The 23945-nt window shown below is 31.4% G+C and carries 18 protein-coding genes; 3 read left to right on the top strand and 15 right to left on the bottom strand.

Annotation, left to right across the window (positions count from 1 at the left end):
- Positions 1-153: 153 nt before the first annotated feature.
- The 10 genes from I583_RS16410 to I583_RS03340 all read right to left on the bottom strand — a co-directional run bounded on the left by I583_RS16410 (position 154) and on the right by I583_RS03340 (position 15293).
- Positions 154-3000: an RICIN domain-containing protein gene (locus I583_RS16410; RefSeq protein ID WP_010763159.1), complete on the bottom strand. Its 2847-nt coding sequence runs from the start codon at positions 2998-3000 to the stop codon at positions 154-156.
- Positions 3001-3502: 502 nt separating this feature from the next.
- Positions 3503-7102: a DUF3324 domain-containing protein gene (locus I583_RS03380; RefSeq protein ID WP_016249894.1), complete on the bottom strand. Its 3600-nt coding sequence runs from the start codon at positions 7100-7102 to the stop codon at positions 3503-3505.
- 231 nt (positions 7103-7333) lie between these two features.
- A complete protein-coding gene (locus I583_RS03375; protein ID WP_010763156.1) occupies positions 7334-10168 on the bottom strand; it encodes a leucine-rich repeat domain-containing protein in 2835 nt (944 codons plus the stop codon).
- A gap of 28 nt (positions 10169-10196) precedes the next feature.
- The gene (locus tag I583_RS03370; protein ID WP_010763155.1) at positions 10197-11225 is read right to left on the bottom strand and encodes a WxLIP family cell surface protein; all 1029 of its coding nucleotides are present in this window, start codon (positions 11223-11225) and stop codon (positions 10197-10199) included.
- Between the two features lie 14 nt (positions 11226-11239).
- Positions 11240-11941: a WxL domain-containing protein gene (locus I583_RS03365; protein ID WP_010763154.1), complete on the bottom strand. Its 702-nt coding sequence runs from the start codon at positions 11939-11941 to the stop codon at positions 11240-11242.
- A gap of 52 nt (positions 11942-11993) precedes the next feature.
- Positions 11994-12659 (bottom strand): WxL domain-containing protein, encoded by a 666-nt coding sequence (locus I583_RS03360; RefSeq protein WP_010763153.1) that lies wholly within the window; start codon positions 12657-12659, stop codon positions 11994-11996.
- Positions 12660-12767: 108 nt separating this feature from the next.
- The gene (locus tag I583_RS03355; protein WP_010763152.1) at positions 12768-13469 is read right to left on the bottom strand and encodes a hypothetical protein; all 702 of its coding nucleotides are present in this window, start codon (positions 13467-13469) and stop codon (positions 12768-12770) included.
- 67 nt (positions 13470-13536) lie between these two features.
- The gene (locus I583_RS03350; RefSeq protein ID WP_010763151.1) at positions 13537-13767 is read right to left on the bottom strand and encodes a hypothetical protein; all 231 of its coding nucleotides are present in this window, start codon (positions 13765-13767) and stop codon (positions 13537-13539) included.
- 48 nt (positions 13768-13815) lie between these two features.
- The gene (locus tag I583_RS03345) at positions 13816-14151 is read right to left on the bottom strand and encodes an EF2685/EF0750 family sortase-dependent surface protein (RefSeq protein WP_010763150.1); all 336 of its coding nucleotides are present in this window, start codon (positions 14149-14151) and stop codon (positions 13816-13818) included.
- 5 nt (positions 14152-14156) lie between these two features.
- Positions 14157-15293 carry a WxLIP family cell surface protein gene (locus I583_RS03340; RefSeq protein WP_010763149.1) on the bottom strand — a complete coding sequence of 379 codons (1137 nt, stop codon included), beginning with the start codon at positions 15291-15293 and terminating at the stop codon, positions 14157-14159.
- A gap of 331 nt (positions 15294-15624) precedes the next feature.
- Between I583_RS03340 and I583_RS03335 the strand changes: the two genes are divergently transcribed.
- The 3 genes from I583_RS03335 to I583_RS03325 all read left to right on the top strand — a co-directional run bounded on the left by I583_RS03335 (position 15625) and on the right by I583_RS03325 (position 19152).
- The gene (locus I583_RS03335) at positions 15625-16398 is read left to right on the top strand and encodes a LytR/AlgR family response regulator transcription factor (protein WP_010763148.1); all 774 of its coding nucleotides are present in this window, start codon (positions 15625-15627) and stop codon (positions 16396-16398) included.
- On the top strand, positions 16388-17707 hold the full coding sequence (locus I583_RS03330) for a sensor histidine kinase (RefSeq protein WP_010763147.1): 1320 nt from the start codon (positions 16388-16390) through the stop codon (positions 17705-17707). The genes I583_RS03335 and I583_RS03330 overlap by 11 nt, the downstream gene beginning before the upstream one ends.
- Positions 17708-17862: 155 nt before the next feature.
- The gene (locus tag I583_RS03325) at positions 17863-19152 is read left to right on the top strand and encodes an ATP-binding protein (protein WP_010763146.1); all 1290 of its coding nucleotides are present in this window, start codon (positions 17863-17865) and stop codon (positions 19150-19152) included.
- Between the two features lie 53 nt (positions 19153-19205).
- Here the strand turns inward: I583_RS03325 and I583_RS03320 are convergent, their stop codons facing one another.
- The 5 genes from I583_RS03320 to I583_RS16840 all read right to left on the bottom strand — a co-directional run bounded on the left by I583_RS03320 (position 19206) and on the right by I583_RS16840 (position 23849).
- Complete coding sequence (locus I583_RS03320) at positions 19206-20075, bottom strand: AraC family transcriptional regulator (RefSeq protein WP_010763145.1); 870 nt, start codon at positions 20073-20075, stop codon at positions 19206-19208.
- Positions 20076-20196: 121 nt separating this feature from the next.
- A complete protein-coding gene (locus I583_RS03315) occupies positions 20197-21318 on the bottom strand; it encodes an ABC transporter permease (protein ID WP_010763144.1) in 1122 nt (373 codons plus the stop codon).
- On the bottom strand, positions 21315-22463 hold the full coding sequence (locus I583_RS03310; protein WP_010763143.1) for an ABC transporter permease subunit: 1149 nt from the start codon (positions 22461-22463) through the stop codon (positions 21315-21317). The genes I583_RS03315 and I583_RS03310 overlap by 4 nt, the downstream gene beginning before the upstream one ends.
- Positions 22460-23356 carry an ABC transporter ATP-binding protein gene (locus I583_RS03305; RefSeq protein WP_010763142.1) on the bottom strand — a complete coding sequence of 299 codons (897 nt, stop codon included), beginning with the start codon at positions 23354-23356 and terminating at the stop codon, positions 22460-22462. Before I583_RS03305 ends, I583_RS03310 begins: the two co-directional genes overlap by 4 nt.
- A gap of 337 nt (positions 23357-23693) precedes the next feature.
- Complete coding sequence (locus tag I583_RS16840; protein WP_010763140.1) at positions 23694-23849, bottom strand: hypothetical protein; 156 nt, start codon at positions 23847-23849, stop codon at positions 23694-23696.
- Between the last annotated feature and the right edge of the window lie 96 nt (positions 23850-23945).

Below are 23945 nucleotides of genomic sequence, written 5' to 3'. Positions count from 1 at the left end.
TACATTTGCATTTTTATTATATAAAATTCACAAAATTTTAATTGAAAATGGCTGAGATATAACTCTATGAGCTATATCCCAACCATTTTTAATCAAAATAATTATGATAAACAAACGCAACTTCTATTTGATTTTTTGACTTAGATGCTGCAATTAACTTCCATTTGGCGCATCCACCATTTGCCACTCAAGTTTTCCAGTATAGGAATCTTTATAATTGGCAGTGCTTGCTTGTTTATAAAATAACCCTCTATTTTCATCCCATTCTTTTCCTAAATCGATTGTTTCTGAATTCGGATTACTCTTTCCACTTTCGATTACATGGAAATTGCTACTAGCCGTCAAAATTTTAGGTATAGCATCAGACCCTTTGTAAAAAAAATCGCCAGCCAATCTTTTTGTTTTATTTTGTAATGGATAAACCTTAACTTTTAATTGCCATTGATTGTCTACACGATTATCAAAAATACTTAAGTTATCATCACGTGAAATTTTCACTGGTTGGTAATTCAGATCGCCTATTTTTAAATCTAGCGACATTGTTTTAGGCACTTCGCTTAATTTATATTCACGCAGATTGGGTTTAAACTCAAAAATATTATTTGGGTTTTTATCTGCATTGTCCATTATAACTTGATGAATTTCAGCAGGATTTACTTTAATTTCTAGATTCTTAATTTCTGGTCCATTATAGAGTACCTGACCACTTTTTTTATTCATGATCTTAAATGTATGTCCTGAATATAGCGCAACATTTGTCCTATCCTTTTTTTGTGCATGTAGGTTAAGAAAACCTTCATCAGCGAAATCAAATGGTCTTATGAGCATTTCTTTATTTGCAATGACTAAATTCGTATTACCAGTCAAAGATAAGCTATTCGTTCCCACAACAAATGATTGTTGATATTGTGCTACTTTACTAATAAAACTTGGACTTTTATTATCATTGTAGGTTAACTGCATTTCTCCTATATGAAAATTATAAAATGGACCTAAATTAAATGTTGGGACTATTCCAACCAAATTATTTTTATTTAAATAAATTTGTCTTAATGTAGTTATATTCTCTAATCCAGGAGGAATCGTTCCACTCAGTTTATTATCATCAAAAGCTAAAAATTCAAGTTTTTCTAGTTTAGATAACGATCTAGGAATCTCTCCAGTGAAACTATTACCAAATATTGATAGTTTTTTTAACTTGGATAAACTACCTAATTCATCTGGTAACATTCCAATTAGATACTTATTCTTCAAATCTATCTCTTGTAAATTTTTAAGTGACGCAATTGTTTTTGGAATATGTTGTCCTTTAAAATCCGCCCCGGATCGATTGACGATTGACGTAATTTTCAATAAATCTGTCATATAAACATCTTTGTCTATTTTTTTAGGAGAGAGCTGCTTGTTTATTTCTCCAATCAACCATGCTTGATTTTCAAAATATTCTGATATAACAATTGGATCTGGTACAATTGTTACAGGAACATCAATTTTCACTGTTTTATATTTATTTTTAATTGAAACGACAGCCATTTGGTCTCCTTCAATGCTCGTATCTAAATTCAACTCAGAAATTTCAATAGTACTACCAATTTCATCAGTTAAATCCGTTACAAAATCAGAAACTTTTAACGAATTAATATCCGTGTATTGTTTTATTATTTGGGGGTTCGGCTTACCTATCGGAGTTGGATATATAATAGTATATTTTAAAGCCACTCTATTTGATTGAAACATTCCATCGCCTCTTGCAGAAAATTCTAAAAAATGATTTCCATCCTTATAATTTGAAGTGTCAAAACTTGTTGAAAATATTTTCGTTCCGTTAGCTATAGGCATATTTTTATAAATCAATGTTTCTACATTCACATCATACTTAGCATACAAATCAAATGACTTAAATTCTGAATCTGAATATCTTCCATCAACAACTAATTTTTCTCCTGCAAAGAATGTAGAACTTTCTCCTGAAATTGGACCAGTTACTTTAATATTATCTATAACAGGGACTTCTAACTCCTTGATTTTATCAAGAATCCAATGTTGTTTATACTGCTCTGATGAAGTACGATCCGCTGATATATAGCTTTGCAAGTTGATTGTTCCACTATCAGTAAGAGTGTAATATGAACCATATTGCTCATTTCTTATTGTCACAACATTATCACCATTTATCGCAGTCTCTTTTGAAAAACGTAATAGATTTTTTAAATCATACTTATCTGTAAATGCTAAAGTATTTAAGACAGTCGTTGCTGCACTGCTTGCACTGTTTTGGGAAACAATCAATTGCTTGTTTCCTGCATTTGATAAAACATAGTCATTATCATTAGGTTTATATAGTACAAACCACTCTTGATTTTTCTTCCCTAAGCCGCCGTAAGAATAAGGAATAATGTCTCGATTTTCACCAACACCTCCCTGAATATCCCACACCTGTTCAGTATCATAACGATTTCTAATCGTATAGACGCCTAACATCGTCTCAATCTTAAATAACTGTGAAACATTATTTATGAATGGTTTCAAAGATATATCAGCATTAGACCCCAAATCACTAATTGTTATATAAAGACCAGATTTTCTATTAGATATAGAATAATAATTCCCAGAAACTTTTTTTATATCCCAAATTAATTCATCTTCTAAAACACTTAGGCTATTAACTGCTTTATCTAATTTAACAGCAGTAACTATATTTTTCGTAGAATTGTCTTTCAAAAGCTTTTGTTCATTCCCAGCAGCTTGGATAATATATCCATCTTTTTCGGATCTGTAATTAAACAAAAATAATTGGTTGCCCAATCCGTGATATGAATAAGTAATCAAATTATCCGTATAGGCAGATATATCTAAAACATAGTTTTCATTCGATTTTGAATACGCCACATACATATTACTATTCAAGGTTTTCTGAGCATTGACAACTACAGGGTTCCCCCATACAACTACATATAATATAATCGAGAAAATAAGATTGATTACTATTTTTTTATTCACTGTATGTATATCCTTTCTTTTAAAGATGATTATAATATTCAGATTATAACTTGAATTCCTTATATTATGTCCCTGTTCTATTTAAGATAGAAAATGAACAAACATTCCATTTACATAATAAACGAAACATTTATTCATTCATATAATCTCTCATTTTAACTTCCTATGTTTTTTCGACCAAATAACTATTATCGCTAAGTGTAAAAGACATAATACTTCTTTTTATCATCTGGTCTCTTCTATTCTCAGTTTCATTTTTTTAAAGCATTCATCGTTCATAATTTTTAATCACTATCCTTAATCAATTAACTCCTTTGGTTAACGATGGATAAAATTAACGTTCTGAAAAATCTTATTGCATTTATCGCTGTAAAAACATAGCACGGTTAAGATACACAAAGTAAGGATAGAAGTTCTAATATAGCGCCTAAAATAGACTTTATCTCATAAATATCTTTTTTTCAAAACCATTTACTTTAACATCCTTTAGTGAGCATTATAGTTATTTTCCACCTGTTGGAACATCTATTAACTGCCAATCAATTTTTCCACTGTATGAGTCTTTATAGTTTCCTGTATTGGCTTGTTTATAAAATAAACCTCGTTTGTCATTCCATTCTTTTGATAAATTGATTGTGCCCATATCTGGTTCACTATTGCCCTTTTCAATCGTCTTAAAAGTGTCAGATACCGGAATTTCTACTGGGACTTCATCTTTTGACTTATAAAAATAACTGCCTGCCATGGTTCGTTTTTTACTTTTTAGTTCACTAGTCTTGATCCTCAACTGCCATTGACTATTCAATCGATTATCAAATAGGATTAAATTATCTTTACTTGAAATTTTCACTGGTTGATAACCTAAATCGCCTAATTTTAAATCTAGTGATAAGCTTTTAGGTACCTCGCTGAATTTATATTCACGAAGCTTTGTTTCAAATTCAGTGATATTATTTGGATTTTTATCTGCACCATCCATGATAACTTGATAGATTTCAGCGGGATCGACTTTAATTTCTAAACTCTTATTAACTGGCCCATTATACAATACCTGATTACTTTTTTTATTAATGATCTTGAATGTATGTTCCGAATATAGTTCAACCTTTGTCTTATTCGTTTTTTGTGCATGCAGGTTAAGAAACCCTCTATCAGAAGGATCAAATGGTTTTATAATCGTTCCTTTAGTTGTAATGGCTAGATTTATGTTACCCGTCAAAAATAAGCTGTCCGTTCCTACAACAAACGATTGTTTATACTGTGCTACCTTACTAATAAAACTTGGGCTTTTATTTTCATTATAAGTTAGCTGAGTTTCTCCTATATCAAAGTTTGAAAATGGACCTAAATCAAATAATGGAATGCTGCCAATCAATTGATTTTTATTTAGATACACTTGCTTTAGTTTCGTTAATTTCTCTATACCAGGTGGAATCGTTCCACTCAGTTTATTATCATCAAGAGCTAGAAACTCAAGATTTTCTAATTTTGATAATGATCTAGGAATCTCTCCAGAAAAACTATTACCAAATATTGATAGTTTTTTCAATTTGGTTAAACTACCTAATTCATCTGGCAACGTCCCAACAAGATACTTATTCTTCAAATCTATCTCTTCTAAGTTTTTAAGTGACGCAATTGTTTTTGGGATATGCTGTCCTTTAAAATCCGCCCCTGATCGATTGACAATTGATGTAATTGACAATAAATCTCGCATATAAAGATTTACATCAATTTTCTTTCCCTTACTTGCAAATTGTTTATTTATTTCATCGATTAACCATGCTTGATTTTCAAAATACTCCGAGGTAATAGGTTCAGCTGTAACCGTTACTTTAGCAATAAATTCCTGTTCTACGTTCAATAAATTACTCTTTAGTATAAATGGAACATCAATCGGTCCTACTTTACTAAATTTTATTTGATCGTCTTTTAATAGCACTTTTAGATTATCTTTAGGAAAATTGCTTGATGGATTTTGAACAAATTCAGACAGATCATAATCACTAATCTTAGAGTCTAAATCTACCTTAGCTTTTAAATCTGTTACTTTTAACTCCAATGGATATGAAACCGTCATATCTTTTGAATACTCTGCTTCCGTAGATTCTTCAACAACTCCATTTAATGGGTTTTGCTTTTTAGAGTGGCTATGAATCTGGAAAAGATAAGTAAAATTTCTGCTATTTGGCTGATGATGTACCAGTGTTTTTTCAGCACTGTAATCAATCTGACTACGAAAGTCTATAATGAGCTCTTTATTTTTTTCTGTTTCCGAGGCATGATATTTCTTTAAGAAAGCCTTGTTAAAAACAAATTTCCCCTCTTTGTATTCATATTCATCCCTGCTAACCTTCTGATCGCCGTAGGAAAGAATTGGTTCTGTTAAATTTAAATCTGCTGTATCTTTAGAATAATCTAAAACTAGTTCTTCTGGATAGTATACATCCAACGCTTGATAAGGTAAGTCCTGTCTAATTGTAAAATCTACCTGTCCTTTTTGATCCTCAACATAGTCCAATTTAACTTTATCGTAGCTTTGTGGGCTAATTTTTTTTATATTTGGATCAAAGAAAGAAATTAATGTACCATAAATTGCAGTATCATTAGGAATGTATTGACCGATAGATATTGTTTCACTCGCATCATTATATATAGAGAGACTGTATGTTACCGCTGAGTTATCCTTACCTTGAACTACGTAAATAGCAGAAGGGGCTTTACTAGGCTTTCTCAAAAAACGATATAATCCAGGAGCATCTTTTTCCATGATTAAATTCGCATTAGGTGAAAATAATGTTGCTTTCCTATATCTTTCACCACTAAAATCATCCGTAACATTCATTGGAAACATTATCTTTAATCCAGGTATCTTTTGTTGAGTTAATTGGTCCACAACGTAATAATCAAAATCATAGGATGCTTCAAAATTGTGCTCAATTCTAAACTGTACTGCAGGCAATTTCGGATCCTTATTCAATAATATAAGCTTCAAATTATTCTTATCTGTATTAGTCGTAACTTTCATCACAAGTTCTAAGGCTCTACCGTTGTAACTACCTACATTTTTTAAACGAAATTCATCGCCTTTTACCACAGAAAAATATTTATCTTTAGTATATTTTCCATTCACAGTAGCCTCTGAATTAATATCTTCTCCAAAATAGCCCAAAGTGACAGCATTACCTACATATATACTATCCTCAACTACTTGATTACTTGAATCTAAAACGTATCCTTTAGCAATTCCATTATTATCCATAAGGTATTCATTTGTTCGATACATATTTTTGGTAAGACCAAAATTAGTCTCCCATCCAGCGACATCTATCTCCTTACTTGCATAACAGCGTTCAGTTAAACAGAATAAGATAAGAAAACTTACTACAATGCTTATATTATATAAACCTATTTTTTTCAAAAAATCACTCCTTTGCTGCACTTTGACAATTATTTTTTTACGACGCCATAAAATAAAAATAACTACGAGTAAAAAGAGTATAATTAATCCAGTAGATACAATCATTGTCACCACTAATTTATTGCGTGGTTTAGTTTCAATTTCAACTGCCTCTTCATTTAACTGAACAGCTTCTTCCTCTGAGATTCTAAATTTTTTAGTGAACGTCCATTCATCATTTTTTGAGTGTGCTGTGATTTCTAATTCATAGCCGCCTGCTGCTAATTCTTGATTTTCTAGTGAAATTGGAAAGTCAAAGTTAGAATTAGGTGCCATTGCTAGTTCTGTTTTTTCGGCTTCATAGATCACTTTTCTAGAGTTATTTTTTCTGACTTTAGCTTCAATAGATAATTCACTGACAAATTCTGGTTTGATATTTTGGAGATTGGCTGTGATTGCGGTACGATAGTTAAATAGACCTGCTTTAACTGCATTTAGTTTGAGTTCTGGCTTGATTTTATCCAAACTTTCTCTTAATTGAATACCAATTACAACTGAGAAGACATTCTTGATTTGAACATCATTTTTCTTTGCTGTTGAGTCTTCTTTTACCTCATTTTCTTGGTCATAGATATTAAAGCCTGTTTCTGAACTGCTACTTTTTATTTCTAATTCTAAATTTTGTGTTTGTCCAGGGCTCATTTTCAAATCAAAAAAAATTTGGTTTGGTCGATTTGTTTTTCTGGAATAACAGCTTTTACTGAATAGCCCATACCATCAGCAAAAGCCGTTTCTCCAATATTAAATAGTGTGACAAGCAGAAGCGTTATTAGGCTGTACTTGATAGTCTAAAATGTCCGATAACCATTTTAGACGCTTTCAAAATAGTTTTATATTGCTACGGGTGGATATAAAAACATCCTTACTTGGTTATTATTTTCCACCCATTGGAACATCTATTAACTGCCAATCAATTTTTCCACTGTATGAGTCTTTATAGTTTCCTGTATTGGCTTGTTTATAAAATAAACCTCGCCTGTCATTCCATTCTTTTGATAAATTGATTGTGTTCATATCTGGTTCACTATTGCCTTTTTCAATCGTCTTAAAAGTGTCAGATACTGGAATTTCTACTGGGACTTCATCTTTTGACTTATAAAAATAACTGCCTGCCATGGTTCGTGTTTTACTTTTTAGTTCACTAGTCTTGATCCTCAATTGCCATTGACTATTCAATCGATTATCAAATAGGATTAAATTATCTTTACTTGAAATTTTCACTGGTTGATACTCTAAATCACCTAATTTTAAATCCAGTGATAAACTTTTAGGTACCTCGCTGAATTTATATTCACGAAGCGTTGTTTCAAATTCAGTGATATTATTTGGATTTTTATCTGCACCATCCATGATAACTTGATAGATTTCAGCAGGATCGACTTTAATTTCTAAACTCTTATTAGCTGGCCCATTATACAATACCTGTTTACTTTTTTTATTAATGATCTTGAATGTATGTCCTGAATATAGCTCAACCCTTGTCTTATTATTTTTTTGTGCATGCAGGTTAAGAAACCCTCTATCAGAAGGATCAAATGGTTTTATGCTCGTTCCTTTAGTTGTAATGGCTATATTTATGTTACCTGTCAAAGATAAGCTGTCCGTTCCTACAACAAACGATTGTTTAAACTGTGTTACCTTATTAATAAAACTGGGCCTCTTATCATCATTGTAGGTTAACTGTGTTTCCCAGATATGAAAATTAGAAAAGGGGCCTAAACTAAAGGTTGGTACTATTCCAACCAAATTGTTTTTATTTAGATAAACTTGTCTTAATGTAGATATATTCTCTAATCCAGGCGGAATCGTTCCAGTGAGTTTATTATCATCAAGAGCTAGAAACTCCAGGTTTTCTAATTTAGATAACGTTTTTGGAATTTCTCCTTTGATACTGTTCCCAAATATCGATAATTTCTTCAGCTTGGTTAAATTTCCTAGCTCATCAGGCAAATATCCGCTAAGATGTTTATCTTTTAGATCTATCACTTCTAAATTTTCGAGAGCAGCTATATTTTTTGGAATATACTGATCAAGAAAATCTGCTCCTGTTCGGTTGGTTATTGAAGTAATTTCTAGTAGATCTGGCATATACAGATTTTCATCTATTTTCTTCCCCTTACTTGAGAATTGGCGATTTATTTCATCAATAAGCCAAGCTTGATTCTCAAAAAAAGCAGAGGTAACTGGTCGTGCAATGACGTTTACTTGAACCATGATTTCATTTTTTATTCCTAATAGTTCACTTTCCAATGTTATTGGGATAGTCAGATTTCCTACTGTATTAAATTCAACTTTATTTTTAAATGTTGTAATGACGGTGTCATTTGGAAAATTAGTAGATACATTCGTAATAAAATCTTTTTCATTATAATTATCAGTAGAACTTTCAATGTCCACTGTTTTATTACGCCCATCTGCTTTTAACACCAGAGGAAATTTAACAACGCCATTATTTGTCACTTCAATTTCAGTTTTACTAACAGAATTTTTTACACTAGTACTTTTTAGTCCCAATGGAAATTTAAAATTTTGCTTGTCTTTATCGTAGTACGATAATGTCTTTTTATCTGAATAATCAATGTCGCTGCTAAATTTTATTTGTATCTTTTGTCCTGCATATTTTTTTAAAAAGGAATTGGGTAAGGTCACTTTATTGTTACTAAAATCATACTCACTAGCTGCGATGACCTTATTTTCAGAAAAAATTGTTGGTTGTGACAACTTCAAGTTGCTGGTTTCTTTAGAGTAATCTAGTTCAAGTTTTTCGGGATAATAAACAGGAAACCCTTGTTTAGGAAGTTCTTGCTCAATTATATAATTTAAATTCCCTAGCTCATTGTCAATTGATGTAACTGACATTTTATTGTACTGTTGAGGGCTGATTATTCTAGGTGCATAATTAAATAAACTAAAGTCTGAACTATAAAAATCGGGACGAATATATATGCCTATTTCTCCCTTTTTATTTAGAGGATGTAGCATACTTACATCAAGTCTTTTCCCTCCTCCTCCACCAGTCACTCCTCCTAAAGCAATATTAGTATAAGCACCATTAAATCTGGACCTAAATGCATTTTTTTCAAGGCCCGTATCTGTAACAACTAAACCAATATCTTTTTGGATTACTAGGGCTGCTGGGTACTCATAATATGCTATTTTTGAGCTGACAGGTACCATGACATTAACGTTATCATTTATTAATTCCCCTGATTCCTGATCTACCAAATAATAACTAATGTCTGGTGCAAAGGTCCCCTTTGAATCATTGAGATCTATAAAATTAACTAGACAATCACTCTTTCCTATGGATCCTATCTTTACACCGTCATCATGTAAGAAAGTAATTCTCATTTCCAATGCTTTCCCTTTATAGATACCTATATTTTTAACACGTAGCTCCTGATCCTTATAAACACGATAGTACGTGTCTAACTTCAGCACATTATTTTGAAGTCTAACATCGTCTTGTATATTTTGCCCAAAATAATTTAAATTAATAACATTTGATGTTATATCAATTTGTTCTCCTGTCGTTAGATTAGAAGCAATTCCCTGATCATTCAGAATATACTCATTTGACAAATACCCGAAATGACTCCATCCAGACACGTCTATAAAATCAGCAGCAGAACATATTTTTGGTAAAGAAAATAAACTAGACACAAGCAAGAAAAAAAAGATAATATAACCTATTTTTTTTCGTAACATCTTTCTTAACCTCCATTTTAGATTAGCCTTATTGTTTACTTCTCCGCAATAAAAATATAACTACTAGTAAAAATAATATAGCTGCGCCACTTGATATAATAATAATCATCATCCATTTGTTGCTTGGCTCAGTCTCAATTTCGACCGCTTCTTCATTTAGTTGTGCAGCTTCTTCTTCTGAGATTCTAAATTTTTTTGTGAACGTCCATTCATCATTTTTTGAGTGTGCTGTGATTTCTAATTCATAGCCGCCTGCTGCTAGTTCTTGATTTTCTAGTGAAATGGGAAAGTCAAAGTTAGAATTAGGTGCCATTGCTATTTCTGTTTTTTCGGCTTCATAGATCACTTTTCTAGAGTTATTTTTTCTGACTTTAGCTTCAATAGATAATTCACTGACAAATTCTGGTTTGATATTTTGGAGATTGGCTGTGATTGCGGTACGATAGTTAAATAGACCTGCTTTAACTGCATTTAGTTTGAGTTCTGGCTTGATTTTATCCAAACTTTCTCTTAATTGAATACCAATTACAACTGAGAAGACATTCTTGATTTGAACATCATTTTTCTTTGCTGTTGAGTCTTCTTTTACCTCATTTTCTTGGTCATAGATATTAAAGCCTCCAACTATTTTTCCAGTAAAGGCTTTTTTAGGCATTTTTAAATTAAAAGTCACTCTTTTCGTTTCCTTAGGTGGAATCGTCACCGTTTGTTTTCCTGAAATTAATCTAGTAATTGGGTAAATCAGGGTAGAATCATTTTTTTCAGGTTCTACACTATATTCTAGTTCTCCATTTTGATTTGTTGTAGCGATATATGGTTCTACAGCTAGGTTTAACGTTTCTGAACTGCTACTTTTTATTTCTAATTCTAAATTTTGTGTTTGTCCAGGGCTCATCTTCAAATCAAAAAAGGTTTTGGTTTGGTCGATTTGGTTTTCTGGAATAACAGCTTTTACTGAATAGCCCATACCATCAGCAAAAGCCGTTTCTCCAATATTGAATAGCGTAACAAGCAAAAGCGTTATTAGGCTGTACTTTAATGTTTTTATAACTGTCATTTATTACTCTCCATTTAGTTTTCTGTACTTGGAATATCTGCCAATTTCCAAGAGATTGTTGCGGTGTAATCTCTTCCTACTTTGGCAGTATTCGGCAAAATATCTAATGTTATCTTTTTATTTATCCCTTTTTCACTTTTCCATCTCGAAGCCCAAACCCCTTGACCAGTATTTTGATCGGCTGACATAACTTTTTGCAGATCCTTATTCAATGAAACTGAGTAGCTTTTAGGCGGCGCTGCATATTCAGATTTATATTCCTGAATATCTCCTTTGTTTAAGGTTAATGTAGCTCCACTTAATAGATACCTTTTTTGATTCTTTGTCGTCGGCTCAGAAACAAAGTTAGATATTTTAGCATACAATGCCCAACCACCAAGACTTCCTCTTAAATCGGAAACTTGAATATAGGGATTAGAATTCATCGCATATTCTTCTTGATACAATCCGCTTCTAACAACTTTTCCAAAGGTAAAATTTGGTACTCGATCAATTTTTAACAACCCAGAGCTATTCGTACCGTTATTTGTTGGATCTTCCGGATCTTGACCAAATACTGGCAGAACAGGATTCTCTTTTCCTTCGATAACTACGGCATCAATATCAGATTTTAAAGAGTCCACTGGTAAGTTTTCTGCTAAACTAGTATCAGCTTTGTAGACTGTTAGTAATAAGAAAACACTTAGCCAAGCGGCTCTATAATTTTTTGATATCACGATTATCTATCCTCCCTTTTTGATTCAACTAACTAAATAAGGAATTAAAATGCTAGTTAGGTGTATTCGTTAATGTCCAATTTAATTTTCCGATATAGCTTGCTTTACGTGCTGTATTTGGAACAGATAATTGAACCCCTGTTTTTCTAGTTGGTGCTTGCTTGTCGGCGTATCTTTCAAAAATATTTGTATAACGTCCCATTCCTTTACCTGCATCAGCTTGAAATACTGTACTAGATAATTGACCTGAAATTTTTGCTTCTTTTCCTACGGGTGTATTTTCTGGACGGATTGATGCACTTTTGGATGTAACTTCAGCCGTTGGGATTGTTAATTCCCAGCCTTTTAGCTCTTCTCCATCGTTTGCTCCACCTTTTACTTTAAATGAATCCATTGACACTTTGACATTCCAACCTGTACCGTTCCCTGTTACATCTACAACTTCAATACCATATGCTTTATCTTTTTCAATTGTTGCAGATCTTGTTTCACCTAAAGGAACAGATGGATAACTAAAGTCTGATACTGCTTTAATGATGAATTCACCATCACGTGGTGTTTTAGTTGATATTTCTTCTTCCGTTGCCCCTGCTCCTGTTCCTGCATCAATAGTCACAGTTATATCCGATTTCAATTCATCTGCCTTAGCTGAAACTGGTAATACTATTGCTCCAAAAGTCATTGCTAATACTATATTTGCTACTATTTTTTTATTCATAAAATATTCCTCCAATATTTTTTCAACAGTTTACTATGGTAACTTCCCTCAAAGATAGAATACTATTTATTATGTTTTTATTTTTTTAAAATCAATTGTATATTTAAATTAGATTGTATCTTCTAAAGACCAGCTAACAGTACCAGTAAATTGCTTACCGTTTGTGTCATCTTTTTGACCAGAATTTACAGCTAACTGTACATTTCTAATTTCAGCGGCAAAACCTTTGCTTCCAGGTTTTGTACCGACCATAATATCTGAACTACCTGTTGCTCCAGCTTCAAGAGAGACTTTAGCAACACCAGTTACTTTATCTTCAGCATATTTTGTTAAATCTGGTAATTTTTCAACAACTGATGGTAATTTACCAGTTTCTTTATCTTTTTGATCTGTTAAATCAAAAGTAGAAATATTTGCCGAATTCATAGTCATTGTTGATACTAATTTTTTCGTTGCGTCTGTTGTGCTAACAAGGTCAGACAACTTAGCAGTTAATTTCCAGCTTGTTTGTTTATCTGCATCACGATCTTCATATACTGCGATGTATTGTTTATCTTGTACTTGTTGGTAGTATACAGAGCTAAGCGCACTTGCTTCATTTTCAGTACCAAATTTGAAAGCAGTTGGTTTGTTGATTAAACTTAATGCTTCATCGTATGGTCCAGGGATGACTGTATTCGCATCATCATTGCTGAATCCAATACCTACTCCTGAATTTGTTTCTCTTTCTGCTGCTTGGGCTGCTTGTGGTAATAATACTGCCCCAATTGATAACCCTAAAACGAATGTTCCTAATACTTTTTTATTCATTATCTTTCTCCTAACGCATTTTACTTTTGAGGAAGTTACCATAGTAAACTGTTGAATAGGAATATCTTTAACTTAAATTAAAGATATTCATTTGCTTTTGGATATAGATAAATGTATAGATCAGTAATAGAAAACTGATAATCGATACGGCTAACAATAACCAATTCAATAATATTTTTGATTTTTTTAATTTTAATTTTTTTACTAAAATACTGTCTCGATTTAAGGAGAAGAGGAACATTCCTAATGAAATAGTGCCACATGCTCCTAATATATACAGCCAAATATAGACTCTCATAAAATTATTCTCCCTTGATTAAATTTAAAATAGCTTTTTTTTAATAGATCAGTCACTATTCAGCTTGATTTGCTTATCTAAAATAACCGCAAAACTGATCACAATCAGAATCATTCCGCTAATCAGCAACGTCAACTGCTTCACTGTTTCCCCGGTGTTTGGCAAACGAACCCGTTTATTGATTGGTTTGGCTTTATCAGCTGTAGGCGTATTATCACGTGGAGGTGCTGGCGTATCATCTTCCGTTTTTTTAAACGTGATACCAACATCTGCTTCACCTGCTTGATTAGCCCATACCGTCGGTGCAAAAAAGGTTGTTAGACTGAAAAAGAGTACTATTGATATTAATTGTTTTTTTGCTATTTTATTAAGACCCTGATTCACTATTGTCACTCCTTCATTTGTTTATTCTTTTTAACCTTTTTTTGTTCTGACTTCTTTCTTTTCGCCTGTTTTGATTTTCTTCTCTTAGCACGTTCATAAACCATTTTTTTCCAACGTTTATTTCTAGCGGTCAAAATTACAATGACTAATACAAGTGAACCAATTGCTAAAATAACGACGTAAGGTAGCCAATCAGGTGATTCTACTTTGAAAACTGTTTCTTCATTCATTTTTTTTGCTTTTTCAGCTGAAACGCTAAAATCTTTTTGCCATTTCCAGTCTTCTTCGTCATTTTGAGCATGAACTTTTAAGGTATAGTCACCTGATTCAATGACATCAACTCCCCAATCCACTGAAAATTCATATGTGCTATTTGGTGCCATGCGAGCATTTTCTACTGTTTGTTTTTTTAAAACTGTGTCTGAACCCTTTTTAGTTACGGTTGCTTCAATTTTTAAATTATCAGCTATTTTTGATTCTGGATTATGTATAACAGCGGCAACTTGCTTACGACCTAATTTCAACCCAAGTTTGGCTGATGCTAGCTCTAGATTTTTAGCATTTTCATATTCTTCCCCTGTTTCAGTTGTGATCAAACCAATTTTGTATTGGTATTTACTAGAGATTGTTTGTGTTTTGGTTTGTTCCTTATCCTCTACTGTTTGAAAAACAACAGCGCCTAGTTTGATTCCTTCATAACTTTCTTTTGGTGGTGTAACGGATAGTTCAACCACTTTTTCTTCAAAGTTTTCTAATGTGATTTCAGGCTCATTGATTTTGACCATTTCTGTTAATGGATGTTTTAAGCTCTTATCTAGATCCTTTGTTGATTCGTCATACTCAATATTTCCAGTTGAACCTGTTGTACCATTGGCAATAAATGCTTGAATTTTGATAGGATCTTTTTGAGTTGATTTAACCTTGACCTTCAATGTTTGAGTCTCATCAGGTTGAGTTTCAATAAAGAAATAAGATTTATTGGTTTCAATTTGTGTATCCGGCCTAATCGCCTGAACAACAAATCCTAATGGGTCGGCTTCTTTATTTGCAGCAATTGAATGGATTGGTGAAATAATACATAAAATAAAAGTAATGAAAACATATTTAACGCATTTTTTGATTTTATTTAACTGCACGATCATTTTAACTTCCTTTCTAAAATTAAAAACTGAATTGATTTTAATTGAAAAATAAATTTGCTTTATAAGCCGTTCGTATTTGTTTATCAATGAACTCATTCATAGTACAATTACCTAATAACAAAGAAAACAACAAGTAAGCGCTATCAAATTACATTTAACTTTTTTATTTATAAATTTTATTTTTTCCAAATTAAAAAGTCGCAAGTAAGCGCTATACTATTACATATGCAGTCTTTTTCATTTTTAATCGATGAAAACCTTTCTTTTTCTATCTTTATATTCTAGAATATATTAAAAATATTTTAAAATTTATTTTTTAGGAGGAAACTTAATGACAAATACTACAACAATTTATGTTGTTGAAGATGATAATCTATATAGGAAACGAATCATTCATTATCTTGAGAGTTACGATTCTAATTCTTTTCGCTATAAAATCTCTTCTTCAGACAATCATTTGCATTTTATGGAAGAGATTCCAACATTAAACATTTCTGATAATGATATTTTCTTTTTGGATATCGATTTAAAAACACAATATTCAGGAATTGATTTGGCAAATCAGATTCGACAAATCAATTCAAAATGCAACATTATTTTTCTGACTAGTTTTGAAGATAAAGCTATTTCAATCATCAATAGTGATATTTTTCCGCTTAGCTATCTTGTAAAGAACCCAATTGACTCAACAGAACTAAAATCAACTATTGAGAATGTTCTGCTGAAGGTAGAAAGTTTGACTAAAGCCGTTTGGAGACAAGATCAAGATATCACGACTTTTATGAACGGATATGAAGCAATTTATCTTAATTGTAAAGATATTTTATATATTGAATCATTGAAAGGTTTAAAGAGTCGCGTTTTGATCAAGACCATTTCAGAAGAACTAATTATAGAAGGAAAAATTGGTAAACTCAAAAATAATTTAAAACAAGTATACTTATTTACCGCTCTTCAGTCCTACATAATTAATCTTGAAAATATTTCATCGATCAATAGAAAAAATGGTACGATTACTTTCAATGGTGGTAAAGATCTTTTTGTAGGAACTCGAATCATTGATAAAGTAAAGAAGGGGCTACAGGAGTATCAATATGTTAGATAGACCTTTTTTTATTTCGTTACTATCACTAAATTTTATACAATTGCTTTGGTTATTTGCTTATAAAAAAATCTTGTCCTTTCGAGAAACAATGATCCTTAGTGCCATTTTAACTGTTCAATTTATTGTTGGTGCTTTTACAGATGATCATTTTATTACTCTATTGCTGATTCCTTTTTTTCTTCTACAATTTTTCTTTCAAGTAAGAAAAGTTCAAAATTGGGTGGTTCCTGCTTTATTTTTAAGTTTTGAAAATGCGATTGTTTTACTTTCATGGCTTTTAACATTGGATATTTGGGATATTCTATTTATTAACCATTTGATTGATGCTGAAACTTATTCAATCTATTTAAAACTTTTTATTTTTCTACAACAATTTGTTTTCTATTTACTTTTGCTCTTCGCTAATTATTTAAATAAACGATTCAATATCACGACCACTATTCATCTATTGCCTAAAAAGTATCGTTTATTATCTGTTTTACTCTTAATTTTCTTATTCGTAACGATTACTCTGCAGCAATTTAGTGTGTCAGAAGGCTATTCAGATTCATTTTTTTACAGCACCTTCATTATCATCTGTTTCACAGCTTTTCTTAGCTGGAATATTCTACTTATTGTTAAACGGCAAAATGAACAACAATATATCAATATCCTTAACAAGAAATATGAGCAAGAAAGAGAAAAGATCAACCGTTCTAATGAATTTCGTCATGATTATAAGCAACTTTTGATTGGACTGACCTCCTATTTGGAACTAAATGATACGCAACAAGCACTTCATTTACTGCATACAATCATTGACTATTCAAACTCACTACTTACACCAAATCTATATAAAACGATTTCAGTGATTCATAATCCACCGATCCAAGGTCTTTTGACTAGTTTTCTAAAAAGTTGTTCGGATAAAGATATTCAGCTGAAAATCACAATAACAGAAAAACTGACAGATATTGATATGAATATCGTCGACTTCATTCGTTGCTTTTCTATTTTATTAGATAATGCCTATGAAGCTGTCCAGGAAACGGAGCTCAAGATGATTGAAATAGCGATTACCGGTGACCAAAATTTTGTAAAAGTAGTCGTAAAAAATACCTATACTGCAGATAAAGATATCTCACTACAATCCCTTTTACAAAATAATTTTTCTACCAAAGAAAAACATCAAGGAAAAGGCTTATATATTCTAGCTAAATTGATTGATAATTATAAAAAAGCAAGTTACCAGATTGCTAAAAAAGATTCCTTTTTTATTGTTAGTTTTTCAGTACCAAAGTTGTCAGAACCACTGCTTATATCTAAATAAAAATGTAGGAAAATGAGTTTTTCTCTCGTATTCCTACATTTTTTGTCTTAATTGCTCTTTGTTTGGAATTTATACATTTAGTAACTAGTTATAAATTGTGACTTTCTAGACTTTTTGATATGATGAAACAAACTGAATCAAAGGAGTAAATATTTATGGAAACCTATTTAGCAACAGAATTATTTGCTATTAATTATCTCCAAATTGTATGGACGTTACTTCATAAAAAATATATTGATACAAAACACTCCACTATATTATCTATCATATTGGCTTTAACCATCTTGATTAGTTATTTTGTTAGAACCTCTTATATTTACATATTATTATTTGTTTTTTATGTCAGCTTAGCTGTCTTTATTGTACGTTTTACAGGTAATTGGATTTTAATGTCTCTCACTCTTTTTTTGATTAATTCATTGGTACTAATTTCTTGGCTTTTTACATACGACTTAATGAATTTTCTATTCCAAATACATTATATTAATGCGGATCAACACCAAATACTAGTACCTTTTTCATTCTTTGGACAACAAATAGGTCTATTTCTATTAATTTTCGCTATCAAAAAAGTTGATAAGACTTATTTGATTACTGATTCTATTTTACATATTCAAAAAAATTATAAAATTCAATCGATAGTTGCTCTTTTTTTTCTTACTATTTTTTCTTTACTTAAACAATCAGCAGTACAACATTTTTTTGTGGAGTCATTTCTCTATCTAACCTTTTTAATGCTTACGTTAAACTTAATTGTTTATACGACTGCTTATTCGTATAGTAAATACTATCAACAACAATTAAAAAAGCAAGTGCTATTTGAGCAGTACAATCAAGAATTGGAAAAAATTACTATTTCAGATGAATTTAGACATGATTATCGTAATATTTTGCTAAGTTTGGCAGATTATATTGAACAAGATCAATCGCAAGAAGCGCTCACTTATATTGCATCCATCACTGATTATTCAAAAAACCTTTTGGAAGAAGATTCATATGTTGAACTTGGAAATATCCCCATTCCCTCCGTTCAAGGATTGTTGCTTTATCTGATAGAAGATTGCACAGCTAAACAGATAGCACTTCATCTAAACATACCTGATATCATAAAGGAAAGTGAGATTTCAATTCGTTTGATCGACTTCCTTCATTGTTTATCCGTTATCTCTGAATACGCTGTAAAAGAAACTCAAAAAGGAAAAGAAAACAATTTATATGTGCTAATAGAAAAAGAAGTAAATCAGCTTTATATTAAATTTACCAATACAACTAGTGCTCAAGTAAACTTAGAAAAAACAATTGAGGAGTCAATACTATCAAAAAAATTCTACAAAGAGCATGGACTCACTGCTATCGTAAAAACAATCCGTCAGTATGAAGGAGCAAATTTTTCTCTTCAATTTGATAAAGAATATTTTTCGGCGACATTTACACTGGCCAATTAGCTCCTCAAAAAAACAGCCTGTAGATTAAAATAGCTTAATCTACTGACTGTTTTTTACTTTATAATCATTTTCTGATATTTCAAAGGCGAAATTCCAACTTGCTCTTTAAACACATGATGAAACGTCTTCACACTAGCAAAACCAGCTTTTTCAGCGACTTCGATCATGGGAACTTTTTCATTGGCTAAAATAAACTTTGCTTGATTAATACGATACTCAGTCAAAAAACTCATAAAAGTTGTCCCTGTATTGGCTTTGAAAAAACGAGTAAAATAATAAGAGCTAAAGCCACTGTATTTTGCTATCTCTTCTAACGTAATCGATTCTTCATAATGATTTTCTACATAGGTAAAGATACGATCTAGCTGTTTTAAATTTTCTTTATACTTTATAGTAGAAGCTTTAGCCCCTTTTTTGACTTCAGTATGTGTTTGAGGGAGCCTTCTATAAAAAGTTGTGACCAATTGAAATAACAAACTAAAAAGTGCATAATTCTTCCCTAAGTCTTGCTTCCCATATTCTTCAAATAATTGCTGTAATAGCTTTTTCATGTCCATAGCTAAAGATTTTGACCATTTAGAACTATGTTTTTCTCCTGTTTCGAATAATTCAATCAATGAACAATCATTTGTTGATTTCAAGTTTATTTCCTCAAACAGACTCAAATCAAATTGATAAACGATTCGTTCACTATTTGGCGACGCTAGAAAATAATGAGGTTCACCGCTAGCAAAAAAATAGATTTCCCCATCTGCTACATGCACGATTTCATCTCCCACACCGATATTGACAGTCCCTCGTATGGAATAGATGAGTTCAATTTCTTTATGCCAATGAGGATAAACAATTGTCATACCATCATTGATAAAAGCTCTAAAAAGAAGATTTCCTTCAAACTCTGGTCGTTCTAAATATACGCTCATTTTCTGCCTCCAATTGTTTCTCTTACCTTTTACTTTATCAAAGTTTTCGATATTTACAACATAATTAGACAGATTAAACAACCTCTACTCTGCTTGAATCGCCGTGGATTTGAATCTGTATTCACTCTTTCCACAGATGGAAATTCTTTTTAAAACAAAAATAACCTATCAATAACAAAATTGCTGTGCCAATACTTAAAGTAATCATTCCATTCACGTTGCTAATTTGTGCATTATGAATGGTTCTTGGTAAACACCAATTTGCATAATATTCTTGATTCTCCACTAAACGTGTAGCAAATGGATGGAAATCATACCCAACAAATATCTTACTGCTATTCAAATAAATAAATGGATTGAACGGAGCTATTTTCCGAGTAAACTCACTATTTAACATGCTTATTGAGTAGCCCTCAAATAAAAGTACCATTGTTATAATTAAACTCAAACTTGTTTTCTTCAAAAAGATACTAACTAAAAAATGGAGAGAAAAACAAAACGCCAATACAAAAGTAAACAATAAATAAACCTGCCCAATATACTGAATAATTGGAATAAAGTCCATGTTCATATTTGAAAATGCAATGACTGGATAAAAAAATGAGCTTCCCCCTGAAAAAACACTTGCAAAGATAAATCCAAAGACTAAGAACAAGCCAATCACTACAACTGATTGAGCCCAAGTTAAAATATATTTAGTCAAAAACAAGCGACCTCTTTGGATTGGCTGAGCAAGATAAAAATACAAACTATTATCTTCCATTTCTTTAGTTAAACTATCGCCAAATAATAAGAACAAGATAATCAGCCCCAAACCACTAGCTAAATATGACACTAAAATCGCAGTAAATATACTATTTTTGGTCCCATAACGCATTGATTGAGGTGGTAGCTTCTTTTTCACTAACTCATCATTTAAGTTCATTCGATATAACGGATAAGTTGGCAATGTTAATTTTCCGTCTAATGGTTTTCCTTCATTGGCCATTATTTGAAAAGTCTCTTCTTGCATCAAAATTTCTTGGTTCATTTCCTCTAAAGAGTGTTTCAATTTATCGTTGAAACTTTTTTGATTTAATGCTTCAGCAGTTGGATTTACTTCTGCTATTTCTTGTTGTTCTTTATGTGCCATAAATCCATTGAAAAAAAATAGCACTATGATCAGTGACAGACTTAATAGTAAGAATAAATGTGTCTTACGCGTTTGCCAAACTTTTTTTAATTCAAAATATATTAGATTCATGAGTGCTTATCCTCCAAATTCCAATACCAAATTATTCCCAAAATCAAATTCCATCCAACTAAAATAAGGAACTGGAAATAAAAAGAAGAGGAAAAATGATTATTCACTTCTAAAATTTTACTATTTGTATTCATATAAAAAAATGGCAACCAAGCGGTAACTTTATTCAAACTAGGAATCATTTTTTCTAAAAAGTTTGGTATCAACATTATAGCTAAATACAAGCCTAAAACTTCTAGCCCACTTTTTAGCCATTTTGAAAGTAACAACAACAAGCTACTTGAAAATAACATAAATAGTATTTGTAAACTAACTGTTTTGAGAAAATATTCTCCTAATGGAATTAAGTGGAAACTTGTTCCTTGCTTGATAAGCATTGGATACGCTAAAGAGCCTGTTCCATGAAAAATACTTGCCACAGTAAATCCTACAAATAAAAAGCCAAACATACCACCAATTAAAACAATCATCGTAAGCATATATTTTCTCAAAAAAATAGTTGATTTTTTAAGTGGCTGTACAGCCAAAAACAAATAATTCTTCCGCTCATATTCACTTGGTATAAAATCAAAAAAGAATAAACCAATCATGATAATAATAAAGTAATTCATCCAATGACTAAGTAAGAAATAGACAAAATAGAAACCCTTTTGGCCAATCTCTATGTTTTGCATAGGAATCTTTCGATTAAGTAACCATGTACTTATTGCTAACTGTTCTTTTATATTTGTTTCATTGATCCACTTTTCTCCGCCTAAGTCTAAATACTTTTGCTGTAAGTGCAAACGTTCATTTTGAAGTTTGTTTTTTTCTAACCATCTTTTGTGGCTATGGGCAATATTTTCATCATCTAACATAGAAACAATTTTTAATAATATTTTTCGCATTTCTTTTCCGTTTGGGGAAGAAAACTGTCCATTATCATCTAGGAGTTGTAACTCTTTATATTTATCTTTTGGCCCTACATAGTTTTGAGGGGGAGAAATTTCATCATTAAGCGCTTTTAGATGATCATACACCACTTTATTTTGCGCTTGATTTTCATAATAAAGCGTGCCTAACGAAATAAATATCGACAAAAAAATACAAAGTAATAACACAATGTTCTTAGGGTTTTTAATCCATTTTTCCCACTCAAATTTCATGGTTGAGTCTCCTGCTTTTTCATAAATAAGTTAAAATAGATCTTTTCTAATTGTCCACTAGCTGGTTGACAATCAAATAAGGTAAGCTCTTGTTCTTCACAAAACGAATGAAAAACATTCATTTGTTGCTGGGTAAACCTTCCCTGTAATTTGTACTCCGAAAGTTGCCTACAGGTTACATTGATTCTTGACAAAAAAGACATGGCTTTTTCAATTTCTTTTAACACAATGATGTACTCAATCGCTTCAATTGTAACCTCATCTTTTTCCACCAATTTTCCATCATGTAAAAAGTAAACATCCTCCGTAACTTTTTCTATCTCATCTAAATTATGAGATGAGATAATCATAGAAACTCCTCTTTGATTCAATGTGCGCATGATATTTCTAACCTTGATAATACTATCTGGATCTAGTCCATTTAACGGTTCATCCATTAAAAGCAGCTTTGGTTTTGGTACTAGAGATAGTGCTAAAAGTAAATTTTGTTTCATCCCTAAAGAGTAATTTTTCACCTTTTTTTTTAAATAACTTTCGATACCTAATTCATTTACTAGTTCATTTAGTTCTTCTTTCGACTTTTTTTGTTCTTTACGAACAAATTCTAGATGATCCCAGCCTGTTAATTGTTCATATAAAATAGATGGGTCTTGCAAATATGAAAGATCGTAAAACATTTGATAATTTGTATTTGGTTGACCAAGTACTTGAATCGTTCCCGATTCTGCAACATCGATATTCGCAATAATATTTAACAATGTTGTTTTTCCAGTCCCATTAGGTGCGACTAATGCAATGATTTTTGGTTCCTCTAGAGAAAAAGCAAGATTTTCTAAAATTCTTTGTTCACCAAAATATTTGGTAAGTCCTTGGATTTCTAAAATTTTATTCATAACGTTTCATTTTACTCCTCAATTTCTAATGTACAAGTATTTATCTATCATTTTAGCATTAAGTTGCTGTTATAGCCTTGTATTTTCAATGAATTAAATGTGAAATAAATAAGAATATGGTGTTTTTAGACATATTCAAATGACAATTAGTACGTTTAATATCGTTACATTTCATTATTATACATAAATTATTTTGAAATAGATATATTAAACAAATAAAAATAGAAATATCAACAGTATAGTCAACCCACTTATTAGCTAAGCTCAAAAATAACAAAACTGGGTGTGGACTATTTACCAGAACTTCTTCTGACATTTACCCCACACCCCTCTTCATCTATTTCATTTTTTCTACTTTAACTTTTATCTCGGCAGCAGAATATAATTTGAGTATTCGCTTTATTTCTCCTTCAACATTGAATATAGCCGCTTTATTATAGCCTAAATTTTTAAGTGCTACAGTGACATACTCCATGAATGCTTCTTCTTTCAATACTGATCACTCCTCTTTTTAACTTTGCTAACACTGTACATTTTTATTCACCCATGAATAGCCTATTATGAGTAACATAGTCACTTCAATCTTTAA

Source organism: Enterococcus haemoperoxidus ATCC BAA-382, assembly GCF_000407165.1.
GTDB classification, from domain to species: domain Bacteria; phylum Bacillota; class Bacilli; order Lactobacillales; family Enterococcaceae; genus Enterococcus_L; species Enterococcus_L haemoperoxidus.
This window is presented reverse-complemented; position numbering and strand designations above follow the sequence as displayed.

Coding starts and splice junctions, on each gene's coding strand:
- I583_RS03375 (WP_010763156.1), bottom strand. CDS start 10,168: ATGTTACGAAAAAAAATAGGTTATATTATCTTTTTTTTCTTGCTTGTG.
- I583_RS03325 (WP_010763146.1), top strand. CDS start 17,863: ATGGAAACCTATTTAGCAACAGAATTATTTGCTATTAATTATCTCCAA.
- I583_RS03360 (WP_010763153.1), bottom strand. CDS start 12,659: ATGAATAAAAAAATAGTAGCAAATATAGTATTAGCAATGACTTTTGGA.
- I583_RS03305 (WP_010763142.1), bottom strand. CDS start 23,356: ATGAATAAAATTTTAGAAATCCAAGGACTTACCAAATATTTTGGTGAA.
- I583_RS03320 (WP_010763145.1), bottom strand. CDS start 20,075: ATGAGCGTATATTTAGAACGACCAGAGTTTGAAGGAAATCTTCTTTTT.
- I583_RS03330 (WP_010763147.1), top strand. CDS start 16,388: ATGTTAGATAGACCTTTTTTTATTTCGTTACTATCACTAAATTTTATA.
- I583_RS03335 (WP_010763148.1), top strand. CDS start 15,625: ATGACAAATACTACAACAATTTATGTTGTTGAAGATGATAATCTATAT.
- I583_RS03350 (WP_010763151.1), bottom strand. CDS start 13,767: ATGAGAGTCTATATTTGGCTGTATATATTAGGAGCATGTGGCACTATT.
- I583_RS03340 (WP_010763149.1), bottom strand. CDS start 15,293: ATGATCGTGCAGTTAAATAAAATCAAAAAATGCGTTAAATATGTTTTC.
- I583_RS03310 (WP_010763143.1), bottom strand. CDS start 22,463: ATGAAATTTGAGTGGGAAAAATGGATTAAAAACCCTAAGAACATTGTG.
- I583_RS03315 (WP_010763144.1), bottom strand. CDS start 21,318: ATGAATCTAATATATTTTGAATTAAAAAAAGTTTGGCAAACGCGTAAG.
- I583_RS03380 (WP_016249894.1), bottom strand. CDS start 7,102: ATGAGCCCTGGACAAACACAAAATTTAGAATTAGAAATAAAAAGTAGC.
- I583_RS03355 (WP_010763152.1), bottom strand. CDS start 13,469: ATGAATAAAAAAGTATTAGGAACATTCGTTTTAGGGTTATCAATTGGG.
- I583_RS03370 (WP_010763155.1), bottom strand. CDS start 11,225: ATGACAGTTATAAAAACATTAAAGTACAGCCTAATAACGCTTTTGCTT.